Annotated in this window: 28 protein-coding genes and 1 pseudogene; 23 read left to right on the top strand and 6 right to left on the bottom strand. The window is 60.6% G+C overall.

Annotated elements, in window-relative coordinates; genetic code table 11:
• Nucleotides 1-408: 408 nt before the first annotated feature.
• The 7 genes from AGR1_RS27830 to AGR1_RS27795 all read left to right on the top strand — a co-directional run bounded on the left by AGR1_RS27830 (nt 409) and on the right by AGR1_RS27795 (nt 5,441).
• Complete coding sequence (locus AGR1_RS27830; RefSeq protein ID WP_035226685.1) at nt 409-1,383, top strand: DUF3991 and toprim domain-containing protein; 975 nt, start codon at nt 409-411, stop codon at nt 1,381-1,383.
• 128 nt (nt 1,384-1,511) lie between these two features.
• Nucleotides 1,512-2,117, top strand: a complete 606-nt coding sequence (locus AGR1_RS27825; RefSeq protein ID WP_011982941.1) for a DUF1419 domain-containing protein — start codon at nt 1,512-1,514, stop codon at nt 2,115-2,117.
• An 11-nt stretch (nt 2,118-2,128) separates the two neighbouring features.
• Complete coding sequence (locus AGR1_RS27820) at nt 2,129-2,830, top strand: hypothetical protein (protein WP_011982942.1); 702 nt, start codon at nt 2,129-2,131, stop codon at nt 2,828-2,830.
• Between the two features lie 316 nt (nt 2,831-3,146).
• Nucleotides 3,147-3,458: a hypothetical protein gene (locus AGR1_RS27810; RefSeq protein WP_049768469.1), complete on the top strand. Its 312-nt coding sequence runs from the start codon at nt 3,147-3,149 to the stop codon at nt 3,456-3,458.
• A gap of 96 nt (nt 3,459-3,554) precedes the next feature.
• Nucleotides 3,555-4,628 carry a hypothetical protein gene (locus AGR1_RS27805; RefSeq protein ID WP_036589489.1) on the top strand — a complete coding sequence of 358 codons (1,074 nt, stop codon included), beginning with the start codon at nt 3,555-3,557 and terminating at the stop codon, nt 4,626-4,628.
• Nucleotides 4,625-5,260: a hypothetical protein gene (locus AGR1_RS29720; RefSeq protein WP_011982944.1), complete on the top strand. Its 636-nt coding sequence runs from the start codon at nt 4,625-4,627 to the stop codon at nt 5,258-5,260. Before AGR1_RS27805 ends, AGR1_RS29720 begins: the two co-directional genes overlap by 4 nt.
• Nucleotides 5,253-5,441 carry a hypothetical protein gene (locus tag AGR1_RS27795; protein ID WP_142627586.1) on the top strand — a complete coding sequence of 63 codons (189 nt, stop codon included), beginning with the start codon at nt 5,253-5,255 and terminating at the stop codon, nt 5,439-5,441. Before AGR1_RS29720 ends, AGR1_RS27795 begins: the two co-directional genes overlap by 8 nt.
• A gap of 82 nt (nt 5,442-5,523) precedes the next feature.
• Here AGR1_RS27795 and AGR1_RS27790 read toward each other — a convergent pair whose 3' ends face one another.
• Complete coding sequence (locus AGR1_RS27790) at nt 5,524-5,805, bottom strand: hypothetical protein (protein ID WP_149149101.1); 282 nt, start codon at nt 5,803-5,805, stop codon at nt 5,524-5,526.
• A gap of 110 nt (nt 5,806-5,915) precedes the next feature.
• Between AGR1_RS27790 and AGR1_RS27785 the strand changes: the two genes are divergently transcribed.
• From AGR1_RS27785 to AGR1_RS27770, 4 genes are all read left to right on the top strand, one after another.
• The gene (locus tag AGR1_RS27785) at nt 5,916-6,317 is read left to right on the top strand and encodes a DUF3085 domain-containing protein (protein ID WP_011982946.1); all 402 of its coding nucleotides are present in this window, start codon (nt 5,916-5,918) and stop codon (nt 6,315-6,317) included.
• A 104-nt stretch (nt 6,318-6,421) separates the two neighbouring features.
• Nucleotides 6,422-11,530, top strand: coding sequence for a DEAD/DEAH box helicase family protein (locus tag AGR1_RS27780; RefSeq protein ID WP_011982947.1), 5,109 nt, complete (start codon nt 6,422-6,424; stop codon nt 11,528-11,530).
• Between the two features lie 145 nt (nt 11,531-11,675).
• Complete coding sequence (locus AGR1_RS27775) at nt 11,676-11,933, top strand: type II toxin-antitoxin system Phd/YefM family antitoxin (protein ID WP_011982948.1); 258 nt, start codon at nt 11,676-11,678, stop codon at nt 11,931-11,933.
• Entirely contained in the window at nt 11,926-12,342 is a 417-nt protein-coding gene (locus AGR1_RS27770) for a hypothetical protein (protein ID WP_035226674.1), read from the top strand. The genes AGR1_RS27775 and AGR1_RS27770 overlap by 8 nt, the downstream gene beginning before the upstream one ends.
• A gap of 23 nt (nt 12,343-12,365) precedes the next feature.
• Here the strand turns inward: AGR1_RS27770 and AGR1_RS27765 are convergent, their stop codons facing one another.
• Both AGR1_RS27765 and AGR1_RS27760 read right to left on the bottom strand, forming a co-directional pair.
• Nucleotides 12,366-13,106, bottom strand: coding sequence for an NYN domain-containing protein (locus AGR1_RS27765; protein ID WP_011982950.1), 741 nt, complete (start codon nt 13,104-13,106; stop codon nt 12,366-12,368).
• A gap of 174 nt (nt 13,107-13,280) precedes the next feature.
• Nucleotides 13,281-13,631 (bottom strand): helix-turn-helix domain-containing protein, encoded by a 351-nt coding sequence (locus AGR1_RS27760; RefSeq protein ID WP_011982951.1) that lies wholly within the window; start codon nt 13,629-13,631, stop codon nt 13,281-13,283.
• Nucleotides 13,632-13,727: 96 nt separating this feature from the next.
• On the opposite strand from AGR1_RS27760, the gene AGR1_RS27755 reads away from it, so the two are divergent.
• From AGR1_RS27755 to AGR1_RS27700, 12 genes and pseudogenes are all read left to right on the top strand, one after another.
• Nucleotides 13,728-14,288, top strand: a complete 561-nt coding sequence (locus AGR1_RS27755; protein WP_051796474.1) for an NAD(P)-dependent alcohol dehydrogenase — start codon at nt 13,728-13,730, stop codon at nt 14,286-14,288.
• 12 nt (nt 14,289-14,300) lie between these two features.
• Nucleotides 14,301-14,696: a zinc-binding dehydrogenase gene (locus AGR1_RS27750; protein ID WP_080514378.1), complete on the top strand. Its 396-nt coding sequence runs from the start codon at nt 14,301-14,303 to the stop codon at nt 14,694-14,696.
• Nucleotides 14,697-14,815: 119 nt separating this feature from the next.
• The gene (locus AGR1_RS27745) at nt 14,816-15,070 is read left to right on the top strand and encodes a type II toxin-antitoxin system Phd/YefM family antitoxin (RefSeq protein ID WP_011982952.1); all 255 of its coding nucleotides are present in this window, start codon (nt 14,816-14,818) and stop codon (nt 15,068-15,070) included.
• Nucleotides 15,070-15,495, top strand: a complete 426-nt coding sequence (locus tag AGR1_RS27740; RefSeq protein ID WP_011982953.1) for a type II toxin-antitoxin system VapC family toxin — start codon at nt 15,070-15,072, stop codon at nt 15,493-15,495. Before AGR1_RS27745 ends, AGR1_RS27740 begins: the two co-directional genes overlap by 1 nt.
• Nucleotides 15,496-16,184: 689 nt before the next feature.
• Nucleotides 16,185-17,978 (top strand): ParB/RepB/Spo0J family partition protein, encoded by a 1,794-nt coding sequence (locus AGR1_RS27735; protein ID WP_011982954.1) that lies wholly within the window; start codon nt 16,185-16,187, stop codon nt 17,976-17,978.
• A gap of 92 nt (nt 17,979-18,070) precedes the next feature.
• Nucleotides 18,071-18,544, top strand: a complete 474-nt coding sequence (locus AGR1_RS27730; RefSeq protein WP_107341129.1) for a hypothetical protein — start codon at nt 18,071-18,073, stop codon at nt 18,542-18,544.
• A gap of 96 nt (nt 18,545-18,640) precedes the next feature.
• Entirely contained in the window at nt 18,641-19,114 is a 474-nt protein-coding gene (locus AGR1_RS27725) for a hypothetical protein (RefSeq protein WP_011982956.1), read from the top strand.
• Entirely contained in the window at nt 19,111-20,001 is an 891-nt protein-coding gene (locus tag AGR1_RS27720; RefSeq protein WP_011982957.1) for a hypothetical protein, read from the top strand. Before AGR1_RS27725 ends, AGR1_RS27720 begins: the two co-directional genes overlap by 4 nt.
• On the top strand, nt 19,998-20,333 hold the full coding sequence (locus AGR1_RS27715; RefSeq protein WP_011982958.1) for a hypothetical protein: 336 nt from the start codon (nt 19,998-20,000) through the stop codon (nt 20,331-20,333). The genes AGR1_RS27720 and AGR1_RS27715 overlap by 4 nt, the downstream gene beginning before the upstream one ends.
• Before the next feature lie 410 nt (nt 20,334-20,743).
• Nucleotides 20,744-21,343: a hypothetical protein gene (locus tag AGR1_RS27710; RefSeq protein WP_011982959.1), complete on the top strand. Its 600-nt coding sequence runs from the start codon at nt 20,744-20,746 to the stop codon at nt 21,341-21,343.
• A 139-nt stretch (nt 21,344-21,482) separates the two neighbouring features.
• A complete protein-coding gene (locus AGR1_RS27705) occupies nt 21,483-21,935 on the top strand; it encodes a ProQ/FinO family protein (protein ID WP_036589660.1) in 453 nt (150 codons plus the stop codon).
• A 293-nt stretch (nt 21,936-22,228) separates the two neighbouring features.
• Nucleotides 22,229-22,858: pseudogene (locus AGR1_RS27700) on the top strand (ArdC-like ssDNA-binding domain-containing protein); the annotation flags it as partial.
• An 82-nt stretch (nt 22,859-22,940) separates the two neighbouring features.
• On the opposite strand, the gene AGR1_RS27695 reads toward AGR1_RS27700, so the two are convergent.
• The 3 genes from AGR1_RS27695 to AGR1_RS27685 form a co-directional block, all read right to left on the bottom strand.
• On the bottom strand, nt 22,941-23,933 hold the full coding sequence (locus AGR1_RS27695; RefSeq protein WP_024897186.1) for a tyrosine-type recombinase/integrase: 993 nt from the start codon (nt 23,931-23,933) through the stop codon (nt 22,941-22,943).
• A complete protein-coding gene (locus tag AGR1_RS27690; protein ID WP_149145806.1) occupies nt 23,930-24,874 on the bottom strand; it encodes a tyrosine-type recombinase/integrase in 945 nt (314 codons plus the stop codon). Before AGR1_RS27690 ends, AGR1_RS27695 begins: the two co-directional genes overlap by 4 nt.
• The coding region (locus tag AGR1_RS27685) for a tyrosine-type recombinase/integrase (RefSeq protein WP_149149100.1) at nt 24,871-25,069 on the bottom strand (199 nt) is incomplete at its 5' end. The genes AGR1_RS27685 and AGR1_RS27690, both read right to left, overlap by 4 nt.

Genomic DNA, 25,069 nt, shown 5'->3' with positions numbered 1-25,069 from the left:
GAATATCGGCATATCCGCAGAATGGCGTGGAAGGGGCCTGTGGCAGTCAAAATGGGCGCTAGGTGAAAGCCTGGAGTGTTTCGCCAGCCAACTTTCCAACGGTCCGGATGGAGGTTGCCGCTCTTTAGTGACATTTCGTTCGCTAGCAGCGGCTTGATCGAGCCGAGCCTGATGAAGCCGGCTCAAGACGCCGCCGGCTTGCCCTCTCGGGTGCCGCTTGCGAGCCGGCGGCGGCAAGGGAAGCTTCGCCGCGGCGGGCAGGTGGCGCTTGTGGTTCCGGACCTGCCGGCAACTCCCGCCGCGCCCTTGCCTCCGCATGCTCTTCGCGGCTGTCAGATGGGGTCCCGCAAAATGTGTGGGAAGGCAACCCAAGTGGAAAAGAGGGCGGCAAGAAATGCCGAAAAGAGAATGGAAAAGAAAGAAATCCAGGAACTGCGCATTCGTGTGCCATGCTCTGCGGTGCTGGAAAAAGCGGGCTTCGTCATCGATCTGAAAGAGAGCACCCTGCGGGCGGTAAAATATCGCCGTGACAGCGAAATCATCATCATGATTCATGACGGTCACGGCTGGTTTGACCCGCTTTCCGAAGCCAAGGGTGATGTATTCTCGCTCGTCGCCCATCTGGATGGCGGAGGCTTTAGGGCAGCACGCGATCGCGTCGCCGAGTTGATCGGCTATGTCCCGCAAGGAACCGCCAGACGCACGGTTAATCGTGTCCGAGGGCCAAACCTTGCAATTGCCGAACGATGGAACCGCCAACGCCGGCCATGGCCTGGTTCTCAGACCTGGCACTATCTCTCCGAAATAAGGTTGTTGCCATCGCATACACTCCATGCTGCCATTTCCCAGAACGCTGTTCGCGAAGGACCTTACGGCAGCATGTGGGCCGCCCATACGAACGATCTTGGCGCCATTACGGGCTGGGAGGAGCGAGGCCCGGAATGGAGGGGCTTTTCGACCGGGGGAACAAAGGTTCTGTTTCGCCTCGGCCGGTCTGTGGCGTCCCGGCTCTGTGTCACTGAAGCGGCGATCGATGCCATGAGCCTTGCTGCCTTCGAGGGTCTGCGTGATGGCACCCTCTATCTCAGTACCGGCGGGGGCTGGTCTCCGGCAACAGATGCGGCGCTGCGCATGCTTGCCGCCCCTTCCGGTGTCCAATTGGTCGCGGCAACGGACAATAACGCGCAGGGCGACACGTTCGCCGATCGGCTTCGAACCCTTGCGGAAGAGGCGGGCTGTGGCTGGCAGCGATTGCGGCCTCCTGCAGATGACTGGAACGAGGCTCTGCAGGAGAGGGAGGCGGAAAGAAGAAAAAGAAGGGGGGAAAGGGAAGGCGTGCCGCATTCGCGCCAGCCGCATCAAGGGAAGCTTCGCCCGGCCTGAAGCCGGCCCTTGACCCGGCCGGTCACGATGCCGGCGGCTGAGAAGGGGTAATGAAGGACTGAAGTGGATGGTGAGGTCGAGAGGGCAGCGCCGCGCATCGGTCCGGAACAACTCCCAGGGAGCCGAAGATGAATACCTCACCCGCAATCCGCAAGGTCTATCAGGGGGTCGCCGATCGCCACCAGATGTTCCGCATGTTCGACCGCCACGCCCAGCGACCTGATCGTTGGAACGATGATGCGACAGCGCTCTACAGCGGGGAATGGTTTGAGATCCGCGAGAGCGAACACGATTACATGTTCGAGATCCTGCCACCCCTATGGATCCGGGGGTCGTTGTTCGCCATGCGCGAGTTTCTGACCGGATCGATCACCAGCGTCTTCTTCGCGCTGCGCATCGACGGAACCATCCGCCACTTCCACGGCTATTGCGATCTTTCAGACACGTCTTCTGTCGAAAACATGCGGCTCGCCATCACCGAGCGCGAAACCCGGCCGGTGCGTGCCATGACCCGGGATGAGCGTCTGGACCACATCTGGAGCAGCACGGCCGATGATTATCGGGGCTATGCCACTGATCGCTGGCCACACGCCTCACGCGGCAAGAAAACGATCATCCTCTATGGTGGCGCGGCCGGCACCACGCTCAAGCTGCTCGAAGACCTGACCGACGACGAGATCGCTGCGAAACTGCCCGTGCATCTGCGCCACCTTCCCGTTTCCATCGCAGCGTGAGGGGGCGTGACATGGCCGACTATCATTCTCCCACCGTGGTAACCCCGAACGTCCCGTTTCACGACGTCACCCCTCTCGAAGCTCTCCTCTTGCCGCTCGTGTTCGATGAAAGTGCCGAAGAGGACGGGTTCTATTTTCATTCCTGGTGTGGGCCTTCCCACGTCATTACCGTAGGTATCGGCGAGCTTCGCGAGGCTCTTCATGCGTCCCAAAGCACCGAATCTAGGATCACCGTCTACGTGACCAAGCTGCTGGAGGAGCACGAAGCCACCCCCGAGGAAGATCTTCCGGATGATCTTGATATCGATCTGACGGCTGGGCCGGGCTGGGACGAGATCCTTCAGGATATCGCCCGTCGTTCATCCATATTGGACGAGATCGTCGTCACCGCGGCCTTCACCTGCACGAAAATGCGCGCAGACGGCTTCGGCGGCAGTGTCATGCGCATCACGAAGACGGCGATCCAGTATTCCTCGACGACCGACATGCTGGAGCGCATGTGGAACGAGCACCCAACGCAGCCGGCGCCAGACACCGGCTCGAATGAAACCGGTGGCCATGACACCCGGAGCCGTCTGGAGGGCATCGCCGCCGCCGCGGGTTGGGACAGTTTCACGTTGTCGCTGCAAATCTCCCGCTGGCTTGACCAGAACCGGCACACCGAAGCGCTGGCCGGCTATCTCGACGGCCTCGCATCCGACGAGACGGACTGACGTCAGTCCGACCACAGAACCCCGTCATCGAAGGAGCGATCCGGATGCCCACCACATCTCTCTTCTCGCCGTTCCGTCGCATCAACACGGGGACGGCGTCTGCTGCTGAAGTTCGAGCGCTCCTCTCGAGGCACGATACAGCACCCATGTCCCTGCGACGCTTCACCGGTATCCTGCATGCAGGTGAGTGGTTCGAGCTCGACGAGCCCGCGGCGCGCGCGATGGCTGGTCTGTTTCTCGGCCGTCTACGGCCCGGTGGTCTTATCGTGCTCCCAGGGCGGCGCCCCGAGCAGATCCGGTCCGTCTCTTCAGCCTTGTGACCAGTTATGGCGAACGCTGGTTCCACGGTTTCGTCAGCGTCACCGATCCCGCCGTGACGCCTGAGGCCATGCGGGCGGCGATTGTCGCGCGGGAGACCGGCGAACCTGTCCCGTACATCCGCGAGGAAGAGCTCGAACGCATCTGGAACGGCGCGGGTAGCGATGGCGGCTATGCCGACGACGTCTGGCCGCCGGGCAATAAGGGGTTCAGGACCATTATCGTCCGCAAGCCGGGCTTCAGGCCCGTTCTCAAACTTCTCGTCCACCTGTCTCCCGACGAGGTGCAGCAGCTTTTGTCGGTACCCTGACCGCCATCCGCAACGCCGCAGTCAATCAACATTCATTCCGACCAACTGGCCCGGAGCATCGTTTCGGGCCTTTCCATTTTCAAAAAGGACAACCCCATGGACGACCTCGAAACCACCATCGTGATCAACCCGGCGATCCCACTCGTCGACATCACCGAACTCGAACGGCTGGTTCTCTCCAGCGTGTTCGACGCAGGCGAGGTCGACAACGCGCTATTGCTCTATACCGACCGCGGCGCCGCCCTGACGTTCAGCCTGGCGGCGGGCGATCTCTCGGCAGCCTATGAAACGTCTCGCCGTGCGCCCAAGAGCGAACTGAATCGGATCGTTGCCGAATGCTGGCGTGACCAGATCGATGGTCGGGACAGAATAGAAATCGATCTGCGACCGAGCTCCTGGGAGTTCATTCTGCAGGACATTGTCGCGCGCTCCGAAACGCTTTCGGAAGTGCGCGTGCTCGAATGGTCCCGGCATTCATCGCAGAGACCTGACAGTTTCAGCGCCAGCATCATGCTGATCACCGCAACGGAATGCGCCGGCCGTTCCAGCGACAATCTCTTTGAGGATCTGCGCGCTGCGACCGAGACACAAAGGCCCGCCGAGGGCCTGCGATACCCGCCCGGTGCGCCTGATCTCTCAAATGCCGATCCGGTTCTTGCGCGTATGCGCCGCACGATCGACCGCCAGATCACAGGGCGTTTCCCGCACGACCAGTTCATGCTCGATCGGGGCGGTCGCAACTCGCTGACCACCATCCGCCGGTTCATCGAGTCCTTCGCCACGTCGGCGCCAGTGATCGCCGACATTGATAGCCGGCAGTTGGACGCGGCCCTGTGCTGCTGGGAGGCCATGCAGGACTACCGCATCCTGTTCGAACACGACAAGCCGCTGGTGCGGAACATTCATGCTCTGATGTTGCACTGGACCCAGCTCGGTTCGATCGAACTGCGGCGCTGGGCGCGGCCGGCTGCCATCTATGCGCTTCAGATCCATGACCATCTTGGACGGGAGCTGATCGATCGTCATGCCCCGTTCGACTACGGATTTATCCCGGCAGTCCTCGAAGTGCTCGAATGGACGGAAAATGGCCCGGACTTCGCAACAACGCTCGAGGACGCCGCCGTCCGCGTGCTGAAGAAGCTCGACGTGCAGCAGGGAGCAAACCGATGAGCGAGCAAGCCCCATCTCCCGCAATGTCGGCAGCTGGAAAGGATCCTGGCGATCCTGCGCGCAGAAAGCATTTCGTCCATGTCTACGCCGTGGTCCGGGTGAAGGTTGAAGTCGATGCCGAAAACCACCGGGCGACCATGGCCGCGGCTGACGAACGTCTGTTCGGCAACGGATTTGCCGTCAGCCTCAATCCCCGTGGCAACGGCGTGATCGAGGCCGATTATGCCGGGGAAGTGGTCGGTTATCTCGTCGATGAGGTGGACGACCCGGTCTATGAGAGAACCCGGAACTATGGTGCGGACCACCAACTGCAAACATTGGATGAGGGACGCCGGCGTCTGCCTGTCACTTTATCGGAGGACCTGCGCGTGACGCTGACGTTCGTACCCCAGATCTGGCGCGACGATCAGGCGATTGAGGACGATGTCTCCGAGCCGACAGACCGGACCGTGTCGCGGTCGCTGCTTCTCGAACGGTTTCCGACAGAGGCGGACTGGTATGCCAAGGCTGAGATCAGGGATGACCTGCGTTACGAAGGTGATGCTCCGCAATGGATCCGGGACTGGCCCGGCCCCTTTGAAGTACGGCTGGACGATGACGTTGCGGACGTCTGGGATGGCGCCGATGAATAATGAGCGTCTTCTGCGGTGCCTCCGAGCTCACCCTGATCTGTTTGGCGATGACGATGAACGGTCCCGCCGCGAGACACGCCTGATCCTGCGTTGCAAGGCGCGGCTGATGCCCGAATGGAACGCCCGCTCCGAGCATGTACGGCTGGAGGCCGACCGTCGTTTCTGGTTCCGGACCCTGTGAAGGGAAGGGAAGGGGAGGGAAGGAGAAGAAAAGAAGACCTCTGCCGCATGTGGCTCCGGCCCGTCAAGGGCGGGCTTTGCCGCTAAAGCGGCCCTTGACCGGCCATCGCCAATGCGGCGGTGAAAAGCTGGATTGGAAGGTCCGAAAAGACGCGAAAAGCGTCGGGGAGCTTCCGCTCCATCCCCGAAAAACAGCGATCACAAAGCCACGACATGCCCCGGCGGATTTTATTCCGGCCGCGCGATCGGTCGCTCAACAGAATGGAGAAGAGCATGCCCAGCAAGTCCTTCACGTCAACTTCAATTCCATCGTTTGCCGGTCGGCCTGGTGGATCGGAAAGCCGGTTCATCCCGGCGGCTGCCAATGACGACGATCCGGATCCGACGCCGCCGTCACCTGCGGCCGCCGCAAGGCCAGCATCGGTGGCGAATGAGATCCCGCCACTTCCCATCGCGGTTTGAGGGAGGATCGAACATGTTGACTTTCCCGGTCCAATCCATCCTCGACGTCATCGCACGTGGTCGAGCCGATGCAGAAGTCAATGGCGGCTTCCGTGACCCCTATTATGGGCTCGAACCCGGCAAGGGCGAGAAGCCCGGCCTTTGGCTCGTCGGGGACCATGGGGTTTACGTCATGTCCAACGGAAAATTGCCTGACAACGGCAAGCCGCTGGTCATCTATGCCGAACAATGCCACCCCGAGCGAAATGACGACTGGTTCGAGGTCAAACGCCAGACCTTCGGCGGCGACGACGGTGTCGATTTCATCGATGCCGAGAGCCTCGAAGCAATGATCGCCGCCAGCCCCGGCGGTACGCATCTCTCTTTCGCCTTCGATGACGACGCGATGCAGATCTCGGTCATTCAACGCGGCTGACGCATCGGCGTCCGCTACAACCACAACCTTTCCCCCTTCCACGCGAGCGTCATGCCGGTTCACCCGGTCGATGACGCTCGTCTTTTTTCAGGAGCATTCACCAGATGTCCAACGATTCCTTTTCCCTCGATATGTTCGGCAATACCGCGCTCTCCTCCGGGCTTGGTTTTGGCCTTGGCATGAACGAAGAATTTGCCCCCGAACCGGCCACGCCTGAAAACACAAGCGCCGCGCCTGAAGCGCCTATCGTCCCGTTACCGGTTGTCGCGGCGAAACTACCGTCGCCTCGCAAGATGGGCGATCGTGCCAATTTCTATCTCGATGACGATGATCGCGACCTTCCGAAAAGCTGGAAGGAGCGCGCCAGGATCAATGTCGCCGCCATCCTCTCCGCCAACGAGATCGAGAAGCTCGATATTCCGGTGACGCGCGAACACCAGAAGCGGCTGATCCGCTTCACCGGTTTCGGAGCCTCCGAACTGGCGAACGGCATGTTCCGTCGCCCCGGCGAGGTCGAATTCAGGGACGGTTGGGACGATCTTGGCGGTTCGCTGGAAAGTGTGGTTTCAGAGACGGATTACGCCTCGCTGGCACGTTGCACGCAATATGCTCATTTCACGCCCGAGTTCATCATTCGCGCCATATGGGCAGGTCTTCAACGTCTGGGATGGCGCGGCGGCCGCGTTCTTGAACCGGGAATCGGTACAGGTCTATTCCCGGCCCTGATGCCGGAGGCATTCCGCGCCTCCAGCTATGTCACCGGCATCGAACTCGATCCGGTCACCGCCCGGATCGTCCGCCTCCTTCAGCCGAAGGCGCGGATCGTCAATGGCGATTTCGCCCGCACCGATCTTGGGGTGATCTACGATCTTGCCATCGGCAACCCGCCGTTTTCTGATCGAACGGTGCGCTCCGACCGCAACTATCGCAGCCTGGGTCTCAGACTGCATGATTACTTCATTGCAAGGTCGATCGATCTGCTGAAGCCAGGCGCTCTCGCCGCTTTCGTCACCTCCCACGGTACGATGGACAAGGCCGATACGACGGCCCGTGAGCATATCGCGAAATCGGCCAACCTTGTCGCCGCCATTCGCCTGCCGGAAGGCGCGTTTCGCGCAGATGCCGGGACCGATGTCGTGGTCGACATCCTGTTCTTCCGCAAACGCAAGGCCGGAGAGCCCGAAGGCGATGTCACCTGGCTTGACGTCGACGAGATCCGGCCCGCCACCGCCGATGAGGGCGCGATCCGCGTCAATCGCTGGTTTGCCAGACATCCCGTCTTCGTGCTCGGCGACCATGCCCTGACCTCCGGGCCCTTTGGCGAGACCTATACCTGCCAGCCGCGTCCCGGCGAGAACCTTGAGGGTCTGCTGAAGGACGCCATCTCGCTGCTTCCCGAACATCTCTATGATGGCGAGCCGAGTATCATTGATCTCGATCTGGAAGAAGAACTCGCCGAGATCGTCGACCTGAAGCCCGATAATGCCAAAGTCCGCGAAGGCAGCTTTTTCCTCGACAGCCAAAATTCCCTCATGCAACTGATCGACGGCTCCCCCGTGCCTATCGGCATACGCAAGGGTCGCGGCGGCGACGGCATTCCGGAAAAGCATGCCCGCATTATCCGCAAATTGCTCCCGATCCGCGATGCCGTTCGCGAGGTGCTGAAAGCCCAGGAACAGGATCGTCCCTGGCGGGATCTTCAGGTCCGGCTGCGCATCGCCTGGGGGGCCTTTGTTCGGGAATTCGGCCCGATCAATCATACTACCGTCTCGATCAGCGAGGACGAACAGACCGGTGAGGTCCGTGAGACCCACCGCCAACCGAACCTGGCGCCGTTCAGGGACGATCCCGATTGCTGGTTGGTCGCGTCCATCGAGGACTACGACCTCGATACCGACACGGCAAAGCCCGGTCCGATCTTCTCCGAACGGGTAATCGCGCCACCGGTTGCGCCTGTCATCACCAGCGCCGGGGATGCGCTTGCGGTCGTGCTCAACGAACGTGGCCGTGTCGATCTCGAACACATCGCCGAACTGCTGCACATGTCCGCCGAGGAGGTGATCGAAGAACTCGGCGAAGCAATCTTCCAGAATCCCACCGACGGCTCCTGGCAGACCTCCGATGCCTATCTCTCGGGTCCGGTTCGGACCAGGATGACAGAAGCGGAAGCAGCGGCCAAACTCGATCCAGCTTTTGAGCGCAATGTCCGTGCCCTGCAGGCGGTCCAGCCGGCCGATCTTCGGCCTTCCGATATTACCGCCCGCCTCGGTGCTCCCTGGATCCCCGCATCCGACGTCGTGGATTTCGTCAAGGAGTTGATGGGCGCCGAGATCCGTATCCACCACATGCCGGAACTCGGCAGCTGGACGGTCGAGGCGCGCCAGCTTGGATACAGTGCAGCAGGTACGTCCGAATGGGGCACCAGCCGGCGCGATGCCGGCGAACTGCTCGCCGATGCACTGAACTCCCGCGTGCCGCAGATCTTCGATACGATCAAGGACGTCGGCGGCGAGCGGCGCATCTTCAATGTGATCGACACCGAAGCAGCGCGCGACAAGCTTCAGAAGATCAAGGAGGCGTTCCAGAAGTGGGTCTGGACCGATCCGGATCGCACCGATCGATTGGCCAGAATCTACAACGACCGGTTCAACAACATCGCGCCTCGGGCTTTTGACGGTTCGCATCTGAAACTGCCGGGCGCCAGCGCCGCCTTCCGCCTCTATTCTCACCAGAAGCGTGGCATCTGGCGCATCATCTCCGCTGGTTCCACCTACCTCGCGCATGCTGTCGGGGCGGGAAAAACCATGACGATGGCCGCCGCGATCATGGAGCAGAAGCGTCTGGGCCTGATCGCCAAAGCCATGCAGGTCGTGCCAGGACATTGCCTTGCACAGGCCGCCCGAGAGTTCCTGGCGCTCTATCCATCCGCCAACATCCTTGTTGCGGACGAGACCAACTTCACCAAGGACAAGCGGGCGAGGTTCCTCTCCCGCGCCGCGACCGCGACCTGGGATGCGATCATCATCACCCATTCGGCTTTCAAGTTCATCGGTGTTCCCTCCGCCTTTGAACAACAGATGATCCACGACGAACTGGAGCTTTATGAGGAATTGCTGACCCGGGTCGACAGCGAGGATCGTGTCTCACGCAAGCGGCTGGAACGATTGAAGGAGGGATTGCAGGAACGGCTTGAAGCGCTTTCGACGCGCAAGGACGATCTTCTGACCATCTCCGAGATCGGTGTCGACCAGATCGTCGTTGATGAGGCCCAGGAATTTCGCAAATTGTCGTTCGCGACAAATATGTCGACGCTCAAGGGCATCGATCCGAACGGTTCGCAGCGCGCCTGGGATCTCTATGTGAAATCCCGCTACATCGAAACTCGCAATCCCGGCCGCGCGCTGGTGCTCGCCTCGGGGACCCCGATCACGAACACGCTCGGCGAGATGTTCTCGATCCAGCGGCTGCTCGGACATGACGCGCTTGCCGAACGTGGCCTGCACGAGTTCGACGCCTGGGCAAGCTGCTTCGGCGATACGTCAACCGAGCTGGAGATCCAGCCGTCCGGCAAGTACCGACCCGTCAGCCGCTTTGCGAGCTTCGTGAATGTCCCGGAGCTGATCGCCATGTTCCGGGCCTTCGCCGACGTGGTGATGCCCGACGATCTTCGCGAATATGTCAGGGTGCCGGCGATTTCGACCGGCCGCCGCCAGATCGTCACCGCCAAGCCGACGCCTGCCTTCAAGATGTATCAGCAGATCCTCGAAGCGCGCATCAAGGCAATCGAGATGCGTGAGGGACCGGCGCAGCCCGGTGACGACATTCTCCTGTCGGTGATCACCGACGGCCGCCACGCGGCGATCGATCTTCGTCTGGTCATGCCGGCGAATGATAACGAGGACGAAAACAAGCTGAACATGCTTGTGCGCAACGCTTTCCGGATCTGGCAGGAGACAGGTGAAAGCATTTTCCGCCGCCCGGATGGCAAGGATTACGATGTGCCGGGTGCTGCCCAGATGATTTTTTCCGATCTCGGAACCATGAATGTCGAGAAGACACGTGGCTTCTCCGCCTATCGTTGGATACGCGATGAACTGATCCGGCTCGGCGTGCCCGCTTCCGAAATTGCCTATATGCAGGACTACAAGAAGACCGAGGCCAAGCAACGGTTGTTCGGCGATGTGCGTGCCGGCAGGGTGCGGTTCCTCCTCGGATCCTCCGAGACAATGGGAACAGGTGTTAATGCGCAGTTGCGCCTCAAAGCCTTGCATCACCTCGACGTGCCGTGGCTGCCTTCCCAGATCGAACAACGCGAAGGACGCATCGTCCGTCAGGGCAATCAGCATGACGAGGTCGATATTTTCGCCTACGCGACGGAGGGCAGTCTCGATGCATCCATGTGGCAGAACAATGAGCGCAAGGCGAGGTTCATCGCTGCGGCGTTGAGCGGCGATACCTCGATCCGCAGGCTTGAAGATCTCGGCGAGGGCCAGGCCAACCAGTTCGCAATGGCGAAAGCGATCGCCAGTGGTGACGAGAGGCTGATGCAAAAGGCAGGTCTGGAGGCCGATATCGCCCGGCTCGAACGGTTGCGTGCTGCCCACGACGACGATCAATATGCCGTTCGACGCCAGATCCGTGACGCCAAGCGTGACATCGAAACGGCGACCCGCCGGATCGCTGAGATCGGTGAGGACTTGATACGGCTGATTCCGACCGCGGCGGATTCCTTCACCATGACCGTTCTGGGTGAGGTCCACGATGAACGCAAGGAGGCTGGCCGGGCACTGATGCGGGAAATCCTGACGCTCGTACAGCTTCGCCAGCATGGGGAGGTTCATCTCGCATCGATCGGCGGGTTCGATCTCATCTATGAGGGCGAACGGTTTGGCAAGGCGGACGGTTATCGTTATGCGACGCTGCTGCAGCGCACCGGTGCGGACTACGAGATCGACCTAGCCGTCACGGTAACGCCGCTCGGGGCGATCTCCCGCCTCGAACATGCGCTCGACGGGTTCGGGGAGGAGCGTGATCGTTATCGCCATCGTCTCGAAGACGCCCGCCGACGGCTCGCCTCATATCGCACCCGTGAGGGCGGCAGCTTCGCCTTCGCTGAGGAACTTGCTTTAAAGCGTCGCCAGTTGAGCGATGTCGATGAGGCATTGGCCGCCTCGATGCGTGAGGAGAGCCACGGTGTTGAGCAGGCAGCCTGATCGCTTCCATCGCTTGTCCCCGCTGATCGGGGGGGACAAGTTGTATTTCTACGCTGCCTTCGGCTGTTCACATACGCAGAACCGCCGGAATTGCAAAATAGTCAAATAATTTGTATATTCCGATTAAATTGAATGGAGCGTGACCATGAAAAAGTTTTCGACTGTCGAACTGCTGCGTGACATCAAGACCGTGACGATGGCAGCTGATCGTCAGCCTGTTGCGATCACGCAGCATCGCAAGCCAAGATATGTGCTGATGACCTATGACGAGTTTGAGGCGTTGAAAGGCAGGAGCGATCCCCGCCGGGTCTACGGCCCCAATGAAGCACCAGCTGACCTCGCGGCGATGGTCCTGCCTGAACTGGACAGGCTGATCGAGGAAGGGCGTGACCCCAATGGTTGACGTACCGTCGAATGGCTCTGTCATTTCCTACCCCTATCTTTGGGCATGGCAACGCGACAAAGGGGAGACGGAGGGTCGAAAAGAACGGCCCGTCTGCATGGTTCTTGCAATCGCCAAAGGTAGCCAGACAAATCTCATTCTGCTGGCAATCTCGGGAACACCACCACGTTCAGATCAGACAGCGCTCGAGATCCCGCAGCTCGAATGCCGCCGTGCCGGTATCCGAGATTGGAAAGATGCCTGGATTACTGTGTCGGAATTCAATCACGACGTGGCAGAGACCTCCTTCCACTATGACCCGAACATGGAAGTGCTGGGATCGTTCAGCAAAGGCTTTCTTTCCAAGATTGCCGCAGCCTTCAAGCCGTATCTCGCAACCTTGAGCGCAAAAATCAGCCGTATCGACTAAATCTCATACGCGGCACACAGGGTCTATCCGTTCTTTTTTCCAGATTTTTGCTTGACCCGGATACGCAGCGGGCGGCCCTCTGCATGCTCAAGATCGAAGGCGTTTGTTTTCCTCACGAGATCGCTCAGCTTGCGAAACCCATAAGTTCGCGGGTCAAAATCCGAAGCGAGATTTGCAAGTTGATTGCCGACGGCGCCAAGCGGCACCCATCCATCCTCGCTTTCCATCTGGGCGATGACCTTCCTGATGATGGGCGTGGCGGCTGTCGGAGGCTGGAGAGAGGCTGTCGCCTGTGCCGTATCTGTCCCGTTCGCGGCAGCCACGGGCAACAGATTTTCGGTATAGATGAAACGCCGGCAGGCCTGCCTGAAACTTTCAGGCGTCTTCTGCTCTCCAAAACCGAAGACGTCGATGCCTTGTTCACGGATGCGAGAGGCGAGGCGGGTGAAATCGCTGTCGGAAGATACCAGGCAAAAACCGTCGAAGCGACCACTATGCAGCAGGTCCATCGCGTCGATGACAAGCGTGATATCGGAAGCATTCTTGCCGGCCGTGTAGGCGAACTGCTGCTGGGGAATGATTGCGTGCCTTGCGAGAACGTCGATCCACGCCTTTGAACGAGGATTGGCGAAGTCGCCATAGATGCGTCGAACACTCGCTTCGCCGATCTTGGCAATTTCTTCAAAAAGGCCATCAACGATTTTCGCGGACGCATTGTCAGCGTCGATAAGCACCGCGAGGCGCGGGGAACGGGGTTCTGCCATGCCAAAGGATCCTGCCTATCACAATTGACTGTAATCCAGCATCAACGAGCGGGTGGCGTGTTGCAACAACCTTGTTTCCCTACGCTCGCGATAGCTGGTCTATAAATTGATGAGCGCTCCGCATCCCCAAGAAAACAGGGAGCGCAACGAATGCGGCCAGTCGGTCCCGCCGTCTCAGTGCATTTTCTGGAATTGCTCGCCCCAGTCGCGCATCGTTATCAGTATGGGGGCGAGTGAGACACCGAGCGAGGTGAGTTCATATTCTACCTTGGGCGGCACCTCGGGATAAACGATGCGCCGAATGATCCCATCCACCTCCAGCTCTCGCAATTGCAGTGTCATCATGCGGGGTGTGGCTGCCGGGACGAGGCGACACAGTGCGTTGAAACGCAGCTTGCCGTCCAGCAGGTGAAACAGAATGACTGGCTTCCATATGCCGCCGATAACCGACAGCGTAGCTTCGACTGCGCATCCGGTGCGATCGGCGCGGCGCCGCCCCCGTTTCATGCGGGTACTATCGTTCATGATACTACATGCTCAATTTGTACGTACTTCATCAAATTGACTTGTAGGCTTATCTGGAGGCTCTGAAAAGGAGATGCCTCGATGCAACGATACATATTGACCGGAAACGAAAACCCGCGCCTCAAGCTCGCCTCGGCCGATGTGCGCCAGCCGGAGAAAGGCGAAGTTGCCGTAGATCTGCGCGCTGCCTCCCTTAACTTCCGCGACGTGATCATCGCCAGAAACTTCAAAGACGTGGTGCCGCTCTCCGATGGCGCAGGCATCGTGTCGGTCGTGGGCGAACAGGTAGACGGCTGGGAGGTTGGCGATCGCGTGGTAATCGGATTTATGCCGGGATGGGTAGATGGCCCGATCACTGCCGCCAAGAAGGCAACAAGCCTCGGGGGTCAGACCATGGACGGCGTTCTGACAGAGCGCATTGTCGTGCCCGCCGACAGCATCGTGCGCCTTCCGGACGCGATGACGTTCGAGGAAGCCGCGACGCTGCCTTGCGCTGGCGTGACGGCGTTCGCCGCCCTGTTTGAGCGTCGGCCGGTGCAGCCAGGTGAATCCGTTTTGTTGCTCGGCACGGGCGGCGTATCGATCTTCGCTCTTCAGCTCGCTAAAAAGGCAGGCGCCCGTGTCATCATCACCTCCAGCTCGGACGAAAAGCTCTAGCGTGCCCGTAAGCTGGGCGCGGATGAAGTCATCAACTATCGCCGTACTCCGGCCTGGCAGGATGAGGTTCTGAAACTCACAGATGGCATCGGCGCTGACCTGGCGGTTGACGTCGCTGGCCCGGCCACGCTCAGCCAGACACTTGCCGCTACCCGTTTTGATGGTCGTATCTCCCTGATGGGAGTGCTAACCGGGTTTGACGGTCACATTGATACGGGAGCGATTCTCGAAAAGCGGATCACCCTGCAGGGGATCTATGTCGGCCCCGTGGCAACGCTCGCGTCCCTCGTGAAGACCGGAATCACCCCCCAGGTTGACCAGGTGTTCCCTTTCGAGGAAGCAGAAGCCGGCTATAACGCGCTGCGGGATGCAGGCCATTTCGGCAAACTGGTCATCAAAATAGGATAAAACCAGTGCGCGACGATTCCGTTCCCGCACCCTATGTGCCAGCTGAGGCGGCTTATCTTGCAATTTAAGGTGATGCGCGCTAAATGTAGTTACGTAACCACGATATTTGGAGGCTTGTCATGACGGTCACCACGCTTTCAGGCCGGGAACTCAATCAGGATCTTGGCCGCGCAAAACGCGCGGCCAACGAGGGGCCAGTCATCATCACCGACAGAGGACGGCCAGCGCATGTCCTCTTGTCGTTCGACGAGTATAAACGGCTGACCGGAAAAATGCGGACGCTCGGCGACATGCTGGCTGCACCGGGTGCGGGAGAAATAGATTTGCCGCTTTCGCCGCGGACGGAACGTGCGCAGGCAGTTGACCTGTCCTGATGCTGTTACTCGATACGAATGTTGTCTCCGAACTGCGCAAGATTGTGAGCGGCAAGGCGCATCCCAATGTCGTGGTCTGGAACGAAACCGTTGATCCGGCCGAAACGTTCATCTCTTCTGTTGTTCTGCATGAGCTTGAGATCGGTGTGCGGTTGGTGGAACACAATGACAGCGCTGCCGGGAGAGTATTGCGCAACTGGCTGGACAACACGGTTATTACGGCGTTCTCGGGTCGAATCCTTCCCCTTGACGACGCGGCGGCCTTACAGGCAGCCAAATGGCATGTGCCTGACCCCAAGCCGATCAACGACGCCTATATCGCGGCAACGGCGCTCACCCGTCGCATGACACTCGTCACGCGCAACATCAAGGATTTTGCGGGGATGGGCGTGAAACTCGTCAATCCTTGGGATCCTGCCATGTAGCAGCGGTGTGATAAACTTCGTTCGCGCCAAAACATAGCGACGAAACCGCGATAGCGCTCAATCTTTGCGCAAACCCGCATCCGGACCCAGAAATATTCCAACCCCGTTTGCGGGCATGTGGTCAGCGGAACTGTGCTCGGCAATTGGGGCCATTCACAAACGCAGTGCAGCATCTGCATGGCTGCATTGCACAATAAATAGTTTCCATCTGGGCAGAAATTAGTCATACAGCACATAGCTGATGCATTTTGACGGTCACCTCCCAGTTCCGTCGCATCAGCTGTTCCCCTCTGGAGGTTCAAGATCTCCACACTTCATGGGCCGCGGTTTCCGACGGCCCATTTTTTTATCTTTCGCTCAACTCTGATGTCGCGCGCCTCGCAAGAGGTGGCATCGGCCTGTCCCTCGTGCGTGGTGGGCGGAAAAAGAATGGGAAGGAAGAAAAGGGGGAAGAAGAAACCGGTCGCAGATCGGTCCTCCCGCCGACGCTCACGCTCAACCGCCGCCTGCCGCATCCCGGCAACTCGTCCTTCGCAGGGCCCATAGCCCCGCTTGTCCTTCGCCGCAGGGACGCTCGGCCGCAGTTGCGCCGGTCCGGCCGTCCCGCGGTCCGGAAGATGTCTTCGGAAAAAAGAAGACACGAACAGGAGTGGCAACGGGCCGCTCCGTATCCGGTGAAGGAGAAACCCATGTATCTTGTCACGCTCGATCCACGCGCGCTGAAAGACAACCCCGACAAGACACGCCAGTCAAAGTCATCGCCACAGGGTGATGCGCTACTTCTGGCCACCATCAAGGCCGTCGGTATTATCCAGCCGCCAGTGGTCGAACCCGAAAAGGATGGCGGTAACGGCTACATCATCGATGCCGGCCATCGCCGCGTGCGCCAGGCCATCGCCGCTGGCCTTGAGGAAATTCAGGTTCTCGTCGATGAGGCGGCGAACGACAATGGTGCGATGCGCTCCATGGTGGAAAACACGGCACGCGAACCCCTCAACCCGGTCGACCAATGGCGTGGCATCGAACGGCTCGTGGCTCTCGGCTGGACCGAGGAAGCGATCGCGCTGGCGCTGACACTTCAGGTACGGCAGGTCCGCAAGCTCAGGCTTCTCGCTAACGTATTGCCTGCGATGCTCGACCAGATGGCGCTCGGCGACATGCCGTCCGAGCAGCAGCTTCGCACCATCGCCTCCGCCAGTGTCGAAGAACAGAAGCAGGTCTGGAAAGCCAACAAGCCGAAGAAGGGCGAGCGGGCATCCTGGCACCAGATTTCCAGTGCACTTGCCAAGAAGCGTATGTACGCCAAGGACGCGAGCTTCGGCGACGATCTCGCGGCAGCCTATGGTGTCGAATGGGTCGAGGATCTCTTCGCTCCGGCCGACGAGGATACGCGCTACACAACCAACGTCGAGGGCTTCCTCGGTGCTCAGCACGAGTGGATGACGGCCAATCTCCCGAAACGTGGTGCCATCGTCGAGGTCAATTCCTGGGGACAGCCGGAACTGCCCAGGAAAGCCGAGCGCGTCTACAGCAAGCCGCAGAAATCGGACCATGCCGGCATCTATCTCGATCGTGATGGTAAAGTGCAGACGGTCTATTATCGTCTTCCCGAGGTGAAGAAGCCGAAGGGCGCCGGTGGTGCGACGACGGGCGGTGTCGGAGAGGCCGAGGACGACACGATCATTGGCGCAAAACCACGCCCCGATGTCACTCAGAAGGGCCTCGACATGGTCGGGGATTTTCGGACCGATGCCTTGCATGAGGCGCTCGGCCGCGCGCCGATCGAGGACGATACATTGCTGGCTCTGCTGGTACTCGCCTTTGCAGGTACCAACGTACGCGTCGATTCCGGAGCCGGGGACACGGTTTACGGGCAGAAGCGTTTTGCCCGGCATGTCGTCCGACTGATCGATGAGAATGGCAAGCTGTCCTTCGATCTCGACACATTGCGGGTCGTTGCCCGCTCGACGCTGGTCGAGGTGCTGTCATGCCGCCGTGGTATGTCGAACAGTGGCGTTATCTCCAGGATTGCCGGCGATGCCATCGGGGCGGATGGCTATCTGCCGAATATGGGCAGCGAAGACTTCCTGCTTTGCTTGTCGCGCCAGGCGCTGGAGGCGTCCTGCAAGGACGCTTCCGTTCTGCCGCGCCAGAAGGTGCGCGAAACCCGCGCTGCGCTGGTCGACCATTATCAGGACGGCCATTTCGTGCACCCCTCGGCTCTCTTCGCACCGGAGGCTGGCGACGTGGCAGATCTGATAAAGCGTGGCGAGGTCATCGACGCCGATGACGACGGCCCGGGTAGTGACGAGGAGGAGATTGCCGCCTCCGAGGATGTCGAGGCTGGAACCGAGGCGGCTCACAGCGACCCGTCCGAAGCCGGTGATGGTGAATCGGGTGAGGATCCTGCCGATACAGACGGTGGATCCGACACGCCGGCAACCGACGAAGACGACAGCGCCTACGGTATCGCCGCCGAATAGCGGTGCAGCTCTCATCCAGATCGTCACCCGCCGCCGGCTCATCACCGGCGGCGGTTTTGTTTCCAGCCCCTCAAATCCACAGGAGAAATCTCATGTCCGCCTCTCTCGTTTTCACGCTCGTTCCGATCGGATCCATCGTGTCCTGGTCTGATGGAACGCCCAAGCCGCCGGAGCGCCATAAGAAAAAACTCGCTGCCTGGAGGACCAGAAACAGCTCCGGCCGCCTGATCCGCAAGCAGCCCAGCCAGACCCGTGGCAGCTACACCGCGCCTGACTGCTTCACCATCCATGAAGGCGACCATGGCAGCAAGGGCACCATCGTGCTGCGTGTCTATCGCACCTTCGATGTTGGCGCCTGCTCCCTGAGTTTCACCGTGGTGGAGCGTCCGGCGATCGGTTCGGTCCGCATCTTCGATCGCGCCGGCGAGGGCGCGGAGCTCGTTCATGTCGCTGCCGATCATCCCGCGGCGGAAGAATGGCTCGCCCGCCACCGGCATCCGCAAGCCGTGCTGGAAGAGGTAACGCGCAGCCAGGAAAGCCCGTCCGAGGACAAGGCCGCCGCATAAGCCGCCATTCCCTTTGTACATCGAAATCATCTACCGCCGCCGGCCTGTCCGGCGGCGCTTTCGTGTTCAATTCCCTTATCGAGAAGGAGGACATAGATGTCCGCACTCATGATCTTCGACCTTGCGCCGATCGGCGCCGTCATTTCCTGGTCGGACGGCAATCCTCGCCCGTCCGAGGACAGAATTCACACGCTTGCCGGATGGAAACGCGACAATGCGGTTGGACGGCTGGTGCGTAAACGCAGCCGTACTGTCATGGCACAGTCTCGCATTCCCGCAAGTTTCAAGGTTGCCACGGACGGTATCGACGATCTCGGTGCCATCATCGGCGCCGACTTCAGGATGTTTTCCGTCGGCAGCGTGCTCACTTTCGCCGTGCTTGAACGGCCTCAGGTCGGCTCCATCCGTATTCTTGACGGTGATGCCGAGGATGCTGAACTCCTGCATCTTGCGGCCGATCAAGCCCATGCCGAGATCTGGGTACGGAGCTGTGGCTTCAGCAATACGATGTTGCGCGAGGTCACCGCGGATGAGGTTGCCGCTGACCGGATCGAGGGGAGGGTGGCATGAACAGGCAAGCCAACGCCCATGATGCAATGACCCCCCAAAATTCAGGGGTCGAGTTCGCGCGCAGTGCTGATGATTTCCCGGTCGCCCGGATCGGCGATATCACGCTCGCGATGCTGCCGTTGGTTGATGGCGGCGTTTTCCTTGCCAGTGCCTGGCGTGTGTACCGGCCACTCGCGGAGATGACACGAGCCGATTTTTACGGTCACGAACGCCGGCTGGACGACGAGGCGGCATTCCGCGATCGCGTGTTCGAGACGGCCGAACACCGTCGCGAGCTTGCAGGTCTTGACCGTGTCGAGAGGCGGATCGCCTGCAGCACCCCATGGGGCGCCTCGCAAATGGCGACGGTCTATGCCGAGGGTGTGACGTCACACATGACGGCCGGTCACGGCGGATTTCACCTGTCGATGGAACGCAATCTGCGAATCCATCCTTCGCTTCGCAAGGAGACCCCGTGGTACGAAGAAGATGCCGAATGGGCGATCGTCGCCGTGACTTTCCCGGAGCTATTCACCAGCTACGAGCGCCGGATCGCCGGAAATACGATCCGCAATAGCTGGCCGGATGCGTGGGAAACAATCAACGGCTGCGTGCTGGATCCTGCCGAATCCTGGGAAAAGGCCCGCAGGCTTTTCGACACCGCGCATGCAGACGATTGGGTGGTCATTTCCGCCATCCTTTCCGACCAGCATCAAGGCATGACCGAAGTGATCGCCACGCTCGGCGGGAAACGCGACCTTTCTGCCGGGGAGCGGCGCTATCTTGTGCCAAGTCCCGAATATGGCACCCGGAACCCGCTCGGTTTCGTCATCGATCCGGGCCGTCATCAACTCTACGACGGTTCGTCGAGCTTCGTGGGCTGGAAGGCGCGGAGGACGGCCGGATGAAACCCGTCAATCCTCGCGTGCTGTTGAAGCGAATGGAGGCAGCCCATCGGGACACCCGCCGGCACCTCGATCTCGTTCATCGGCAGATCGCATGCCGCGCCGAACGCATTACGATCACACAGAAGGCAAAGGCGAGACACTCATCCCGCAAGCGGTCGGGTACGCGGTGGTGCCGAAACGACCAGATGCTGCTTCAGGCACATCTCGATCGGCTTCAATTCGAGCGGCGTCTTGAACTCGATGGGCTCGCCGGCAAACTGGCTCGTCAGGAGCAGGCGATCGACACGCTGCGTCGAAAACTCGGCGAAGAGGCCGGCCGCAGGGTTGCGTGAGCACCTCGCAGGGACGGTCTTGCGAAGGGGACCCGGGGTGCTGACACGGTGATCGCCAATTGTGGTGAGGGCGCGTCATTGTCGGGCGGGTATCCCACCACGCGTTTCCAATGATGCCTTAAACCCCTTGCCGCTCCGCCCCTCGGTTGTGTTGCGGTCTAAACCGGCGGCCGTCTGCTTCAAGGCCGCTATCGCGCCGCGCGGCGGCCGGAACAGCCTGTCTCACATCACCATCCCGCGTCCCGCGCAGGGCTGCACCCCGCTTGGCCGCAGGCCGATGACGCTCGTCATGGCCGCCCCGGACCCTGAAGCAACCGTCATTCCGCCGGCTTTTCCAGACCGCACCCGAGGGACGGAGCGGCAAGGGGCCGCTTCGGGTCCCCGGAGGAAAACCCGAAGAGGAAACCCTCATGGCAAAGCCCGCTACCCCCTCCCGTCAGTCGCCCCGTCCGTCGGCACGCGTCGTCCAGCTCCGCAAGGGAGCCACCCTCGAAATGGTTCGGCTCACTTGCCCCGATACCGCACAGGCACTGCTGATCGCGGAGAGTTTCGGGACCGCCGTGGTCGATAGCGGCGGCATCCGCGATCTGCATGAGCGGCTGATTATCGAAACCGCAGACAGCCTTTCCGAGGGCCTGGGCGAGCGGGCGATGCAGATCCATCTCCAGCGTGTCGTTGGCGCCTATGTCGGGTCCGCTCATGGTGCGGGACAGTTTTACAGCCGCGCCGTCACCGAGGCTCGCGATGCAACGGCCAAGGCGGCCAACGACGCCCGCGACGAGGACCTCGATGGACCGGTCGGCTACGATAGCGCCGCCCAGCGCAAACGCGAGTTTGCCGCGGACATGGCGATACAGTCCCACGCCCTGCGGATGGCAGCCGAAGGGGCCGTCGCGGCCTATGAACAGGTGGTTGGTGAAAGCTGGAAGCCGTTCGACCGCCCGGTCGAAAATCCCGGCCAAAATCTCGACCGCAAGGCTGCCGCGGCACAGATGGCGGCATTCGACTGATCCGCAAGATGGCGGGGCTTCGGCCCCGCTTTTTTTGTGCCTATAGCGGTGCCCGCTTTCGGCCAGCTTCGCCGGCAGCCGTTTAACCGTCGCAGTTTGTCACTATATCCCCATGGACGGCGTTATCGAAGGGGATCACATGAACAACGAACAAACGTCCAAGATGAAGCCCTGGGTCACCTCGCAAGGCCCGGTTCCTGCCAGTGCCAATGATCTCAAAAAAGCCGCTGCCATCAACGAGTTGCTGACCGAACCCGCGGCAATCCTTCCGCAGCAGGAAACCGATCCGATCTTACCATTCGAGATCGGCATCTTCGAGCAATTCAGCGGCAGACTTCAGCCTGGAATTGCCAGGATCCGTCTTCGGCGTGCTGTCGCCGCCTATGCGGCTGCAAAAAACTACCTGCTGGCCTGCGCCCAGCCGGATGCCATGCGCCATGATATTGCCGGACGTCCGACATCGCCGGTCAGTGCCGACGACAGAATGGCAGCGCAACTGCGCGTGACCGAAATTCGCCGCCAAAGAAAATTGCAGGCCGATATGGCCGGCGGCACACCCGGTATCGATATCGGCGGTACCCAACAGGATTGACCCTATCCATCTCCGTCCAGCGCGCCACCCCTTTGTCGTCTTCGGGTGAGGACCAGTGTGGGTCTGCCCCTGCCGTGAGCGCATCGATGGCCAAGAGGCTTTGAACGGTCGCTGCAATGCGGCCCCGTCCTTGCTGTCGGTCCTGCAGGAGCCGGCGGCAAGCCGCAACGGCTGCGCCGTCCTCCACTGCGTTCCGGCCGTTCCGGTGCAGCTCACCGCCTGACAGCTCCTGCCCTAGTCCCTCCGCGACGAGGCCGCAATGGCGCGGCCTCCTGATTGGAGGGCAAAGGAAAATGAGCAGGAAAGAGCACAGCGATCGAAGCGATATCTATTCACGGATCACCGACCGGATCATCGCCGATCTGGAAAAAGGCGTCCGGCCGTGGATGAAACCCTGGAGTTCCGCCAACGCCGCTGGTCGGGTTACCCGGCCGCTGCGCCACAACGGACAGCCCTATTCCGGCATGAACGTCCTCCTGTTGTGGTCGGAGGGTATCGCGCGAGGCTTTGCCTCACAGACCTGGATGACGTTCAAACAGGCCTTGCAGCTGGATGCTGCCGTGCGCAAGGGCGAGACCGGTTCCACCGTCGTCTTCGCCAGCCGCTTCACAAAGTCCGAGGACGATGGAAAGGGCGGCGAGGTCGATCGGGAGATCCCGTTCCTGAAGGCCTACAGCGTATTCAATGTCGAACAGATCGACGGTCTGCCCGACCATTATTACCATCATCCGGTCGTGCAGATCGATCCCGTCGAGCGCCTCGAACAGGTTGACCGGTTCTTTCGCCGCACCGGGGCCCTTATCCGGCATGGCGGTAGCCAGGCCTATTATTCGCCGGTCATGGACTACATCCAGATGCCCCCCTTCGAGACGTTCAAGGATGCGGCCAGCTACTATGCAACCTTGAGTCACGAGGCAACCCATTATGCCGTAAGCTGGATTATGCCGCATGGCCGAGTTCGGCGGCCGTTGCGTCTGCTGTCGGCCATGCGGCAGTTCGGCATAATCAGAGCGTTTCGAGGAAAGCGAGCAGCTCATCGCTTGGGCGATAACGCCCGGTATGCGTTTCTGGGCTGGCAACCTGCGCGAGCGCCTTTTCCTTCAGCCGCATGTCGGCGTGGATATAGATCTGGGTTGTTTCCACGGATTCGTGCCCAAGCCATAGAGCGATCACGGATTGGTCGACACCATGATGCAGCAATTCCATCGCCGTGCTGTGCCGCAACGTGTGCGGCGTGACGCGCTTGCCTGCGAGGCTCGGGCAAACTCGTGATGCTGCTAGGCAATGCTTGCGCACCAGGTGTTCCAACGCATCGCGACTGAGCCGCTCGCCCCGGATCGACGGGAACAATGGCCCATCGCTGTTACGGCGTTCGCCTATCCAGCCCTGAATCAGCTTAGCTGTATCGCGACGAAGAGGAGTGCTGCGTTCTTTCCGCCCCTTTCCGATGCAGCGGATGTAGGCGCCAGTCCCAAGAACCACGTCCTTGCAGCGCAGATTGATCAGTTCTGACGCTCGCAATCCGGTCTGAAGCGCAAGCAGCAACAGAGCGTGATCACGGCGTCCCACCCATATCGTTCGATTTGGTGCTGCGAGCAGCGCCGCGATCTCTTGAGCGTCAAGGAACGTCACGCTTCGCTTCACATACCGCTTGTTCGGCATCGAGAGAATACGCTGGCAATGAAGAAGCCAGCTCGGATCGGTCATTGCGACGTAGCGGAAGAATGATCGGATCGCGGCAAGGCGTGTATTGCGGGTGCGCGCCGTGTTGCCGCGCGCCGTTTCCACATGGGTCAGGAAGTCGGCAACGAGATCGGCGTCGAGATCCTCGATCGTGAGCTTCGTCGGCGGCTTCCCGCACCTGGAACTCGCATACCGGATCAGCAACCGGAATGTGTCCCGGTAGCCAGCGACGGTGTGGCGGCTCGCCTCCATTTGCGTAGAGAGCCGGTCGGTGAAGAAGCGTTGGATCAGCGCGGGGAAGTTGGTCGCCTTCATCGGATTCCCGCCTCCGCCGCCACGCCAGTCATTCGGGACGAAGCCAGTTCCAGCAGTTCCGGGACCGCTTCCAGATACCAATAGGTATTGGCAGGGCTTGCATGACCCAGCCATGTCGTGAGCTTGATCATCTCGCGGCTGACATCTTTGCCCGACCGGTACCAGTTCAGCATGGTCCGCACCGCGAAGGTGTGGCGAAGATCGTGAATGCGCGGCCCACGGCCATGTCGAAGATAAAGCTGCGGCTCTCGTAGCCCAATCTGCTGGCACACATGCGCGAAGTTGTAGCGGGCGCTGCAATCGCCAAGACGATGCCCCTCGCAGGTCACGAAGAATGCTCCCGGCCTGCGCCCGAGCAGCCGGTCCCGCTCGCGGCCGTAGCTTTCGAGCCGTTGCACGACGCTATGATCCAGCGGCAGCAATCGCTCCTTGCCGAGTTTGCCCTGCCGGACGTGAAGAATGCCGGATTCAACCTCCAGGTCAGCAGGATCGAGACCGAGAGCTTCGCTGATCCGAAGTCCGGTCACGGCGATCAGCCCGAAGAGCGTCGAGCAGGTCAGGCCACGCAGGCCGTAGACCGATGGTAACGTCCGCGCCTGATCGATGATCGCAACGATTTCAGCTTCGCTATAAATATATGGATGCACGCGTTGAAGGCGGCCAGGCACCAATCCTCGGGGTGGAGCCTCGTGCCTCGGATCAATGCCATGCAACCATTCCGCAAATTGACGGGCCACCCTGAAGCGTGTTGCCCGGGTTCCGGGACTGGCGGATGGCAGGCTCTCGAGCCAGCGCATGACCAGATTGGTGTTCACGTGCTGCGCGCCATCGCGGTCGGCGAAGGTGGCGAAGCGACGGAGTATCCGTGCATCGGTACTCAGATCGGCGCCGAGGACTCTTCTGAGAGTCACGTAGCGGTCAAGTTCGGCAAGGAAGCTCATCGTGCCTCCTCCGCGACGGGCCAAGATTGGGCGATGGAGCGTAGGCCATCCGTGTCGAGTTTCGCGTAGATCATCGTCGTCGCCCGCGACCGATGCCGTAGCAGATCGCCGATTTCCTCAAGCGATGCGCCGGAGCGCACCATATTCGTCGCTAGGCTGTGGCGCAGAACATGCGAGCCCACATAGGGCGTCGGC

Source organism: Agrobacterium sp. B1(2019), assembly GCF_008274755.1.
Lineage (GTDB): Bacteria > Pseudomonadota > Alphaproteobacteria > Rhizobiales > Rhizobiaceae > Agrobacterium > Agrobacterium salinitolerans.
The sequence above is the reverse complement of the archived record's forward strand: the minus strand, read 5'-3'. Positions and strand labels throughout refer to the sequence as shown.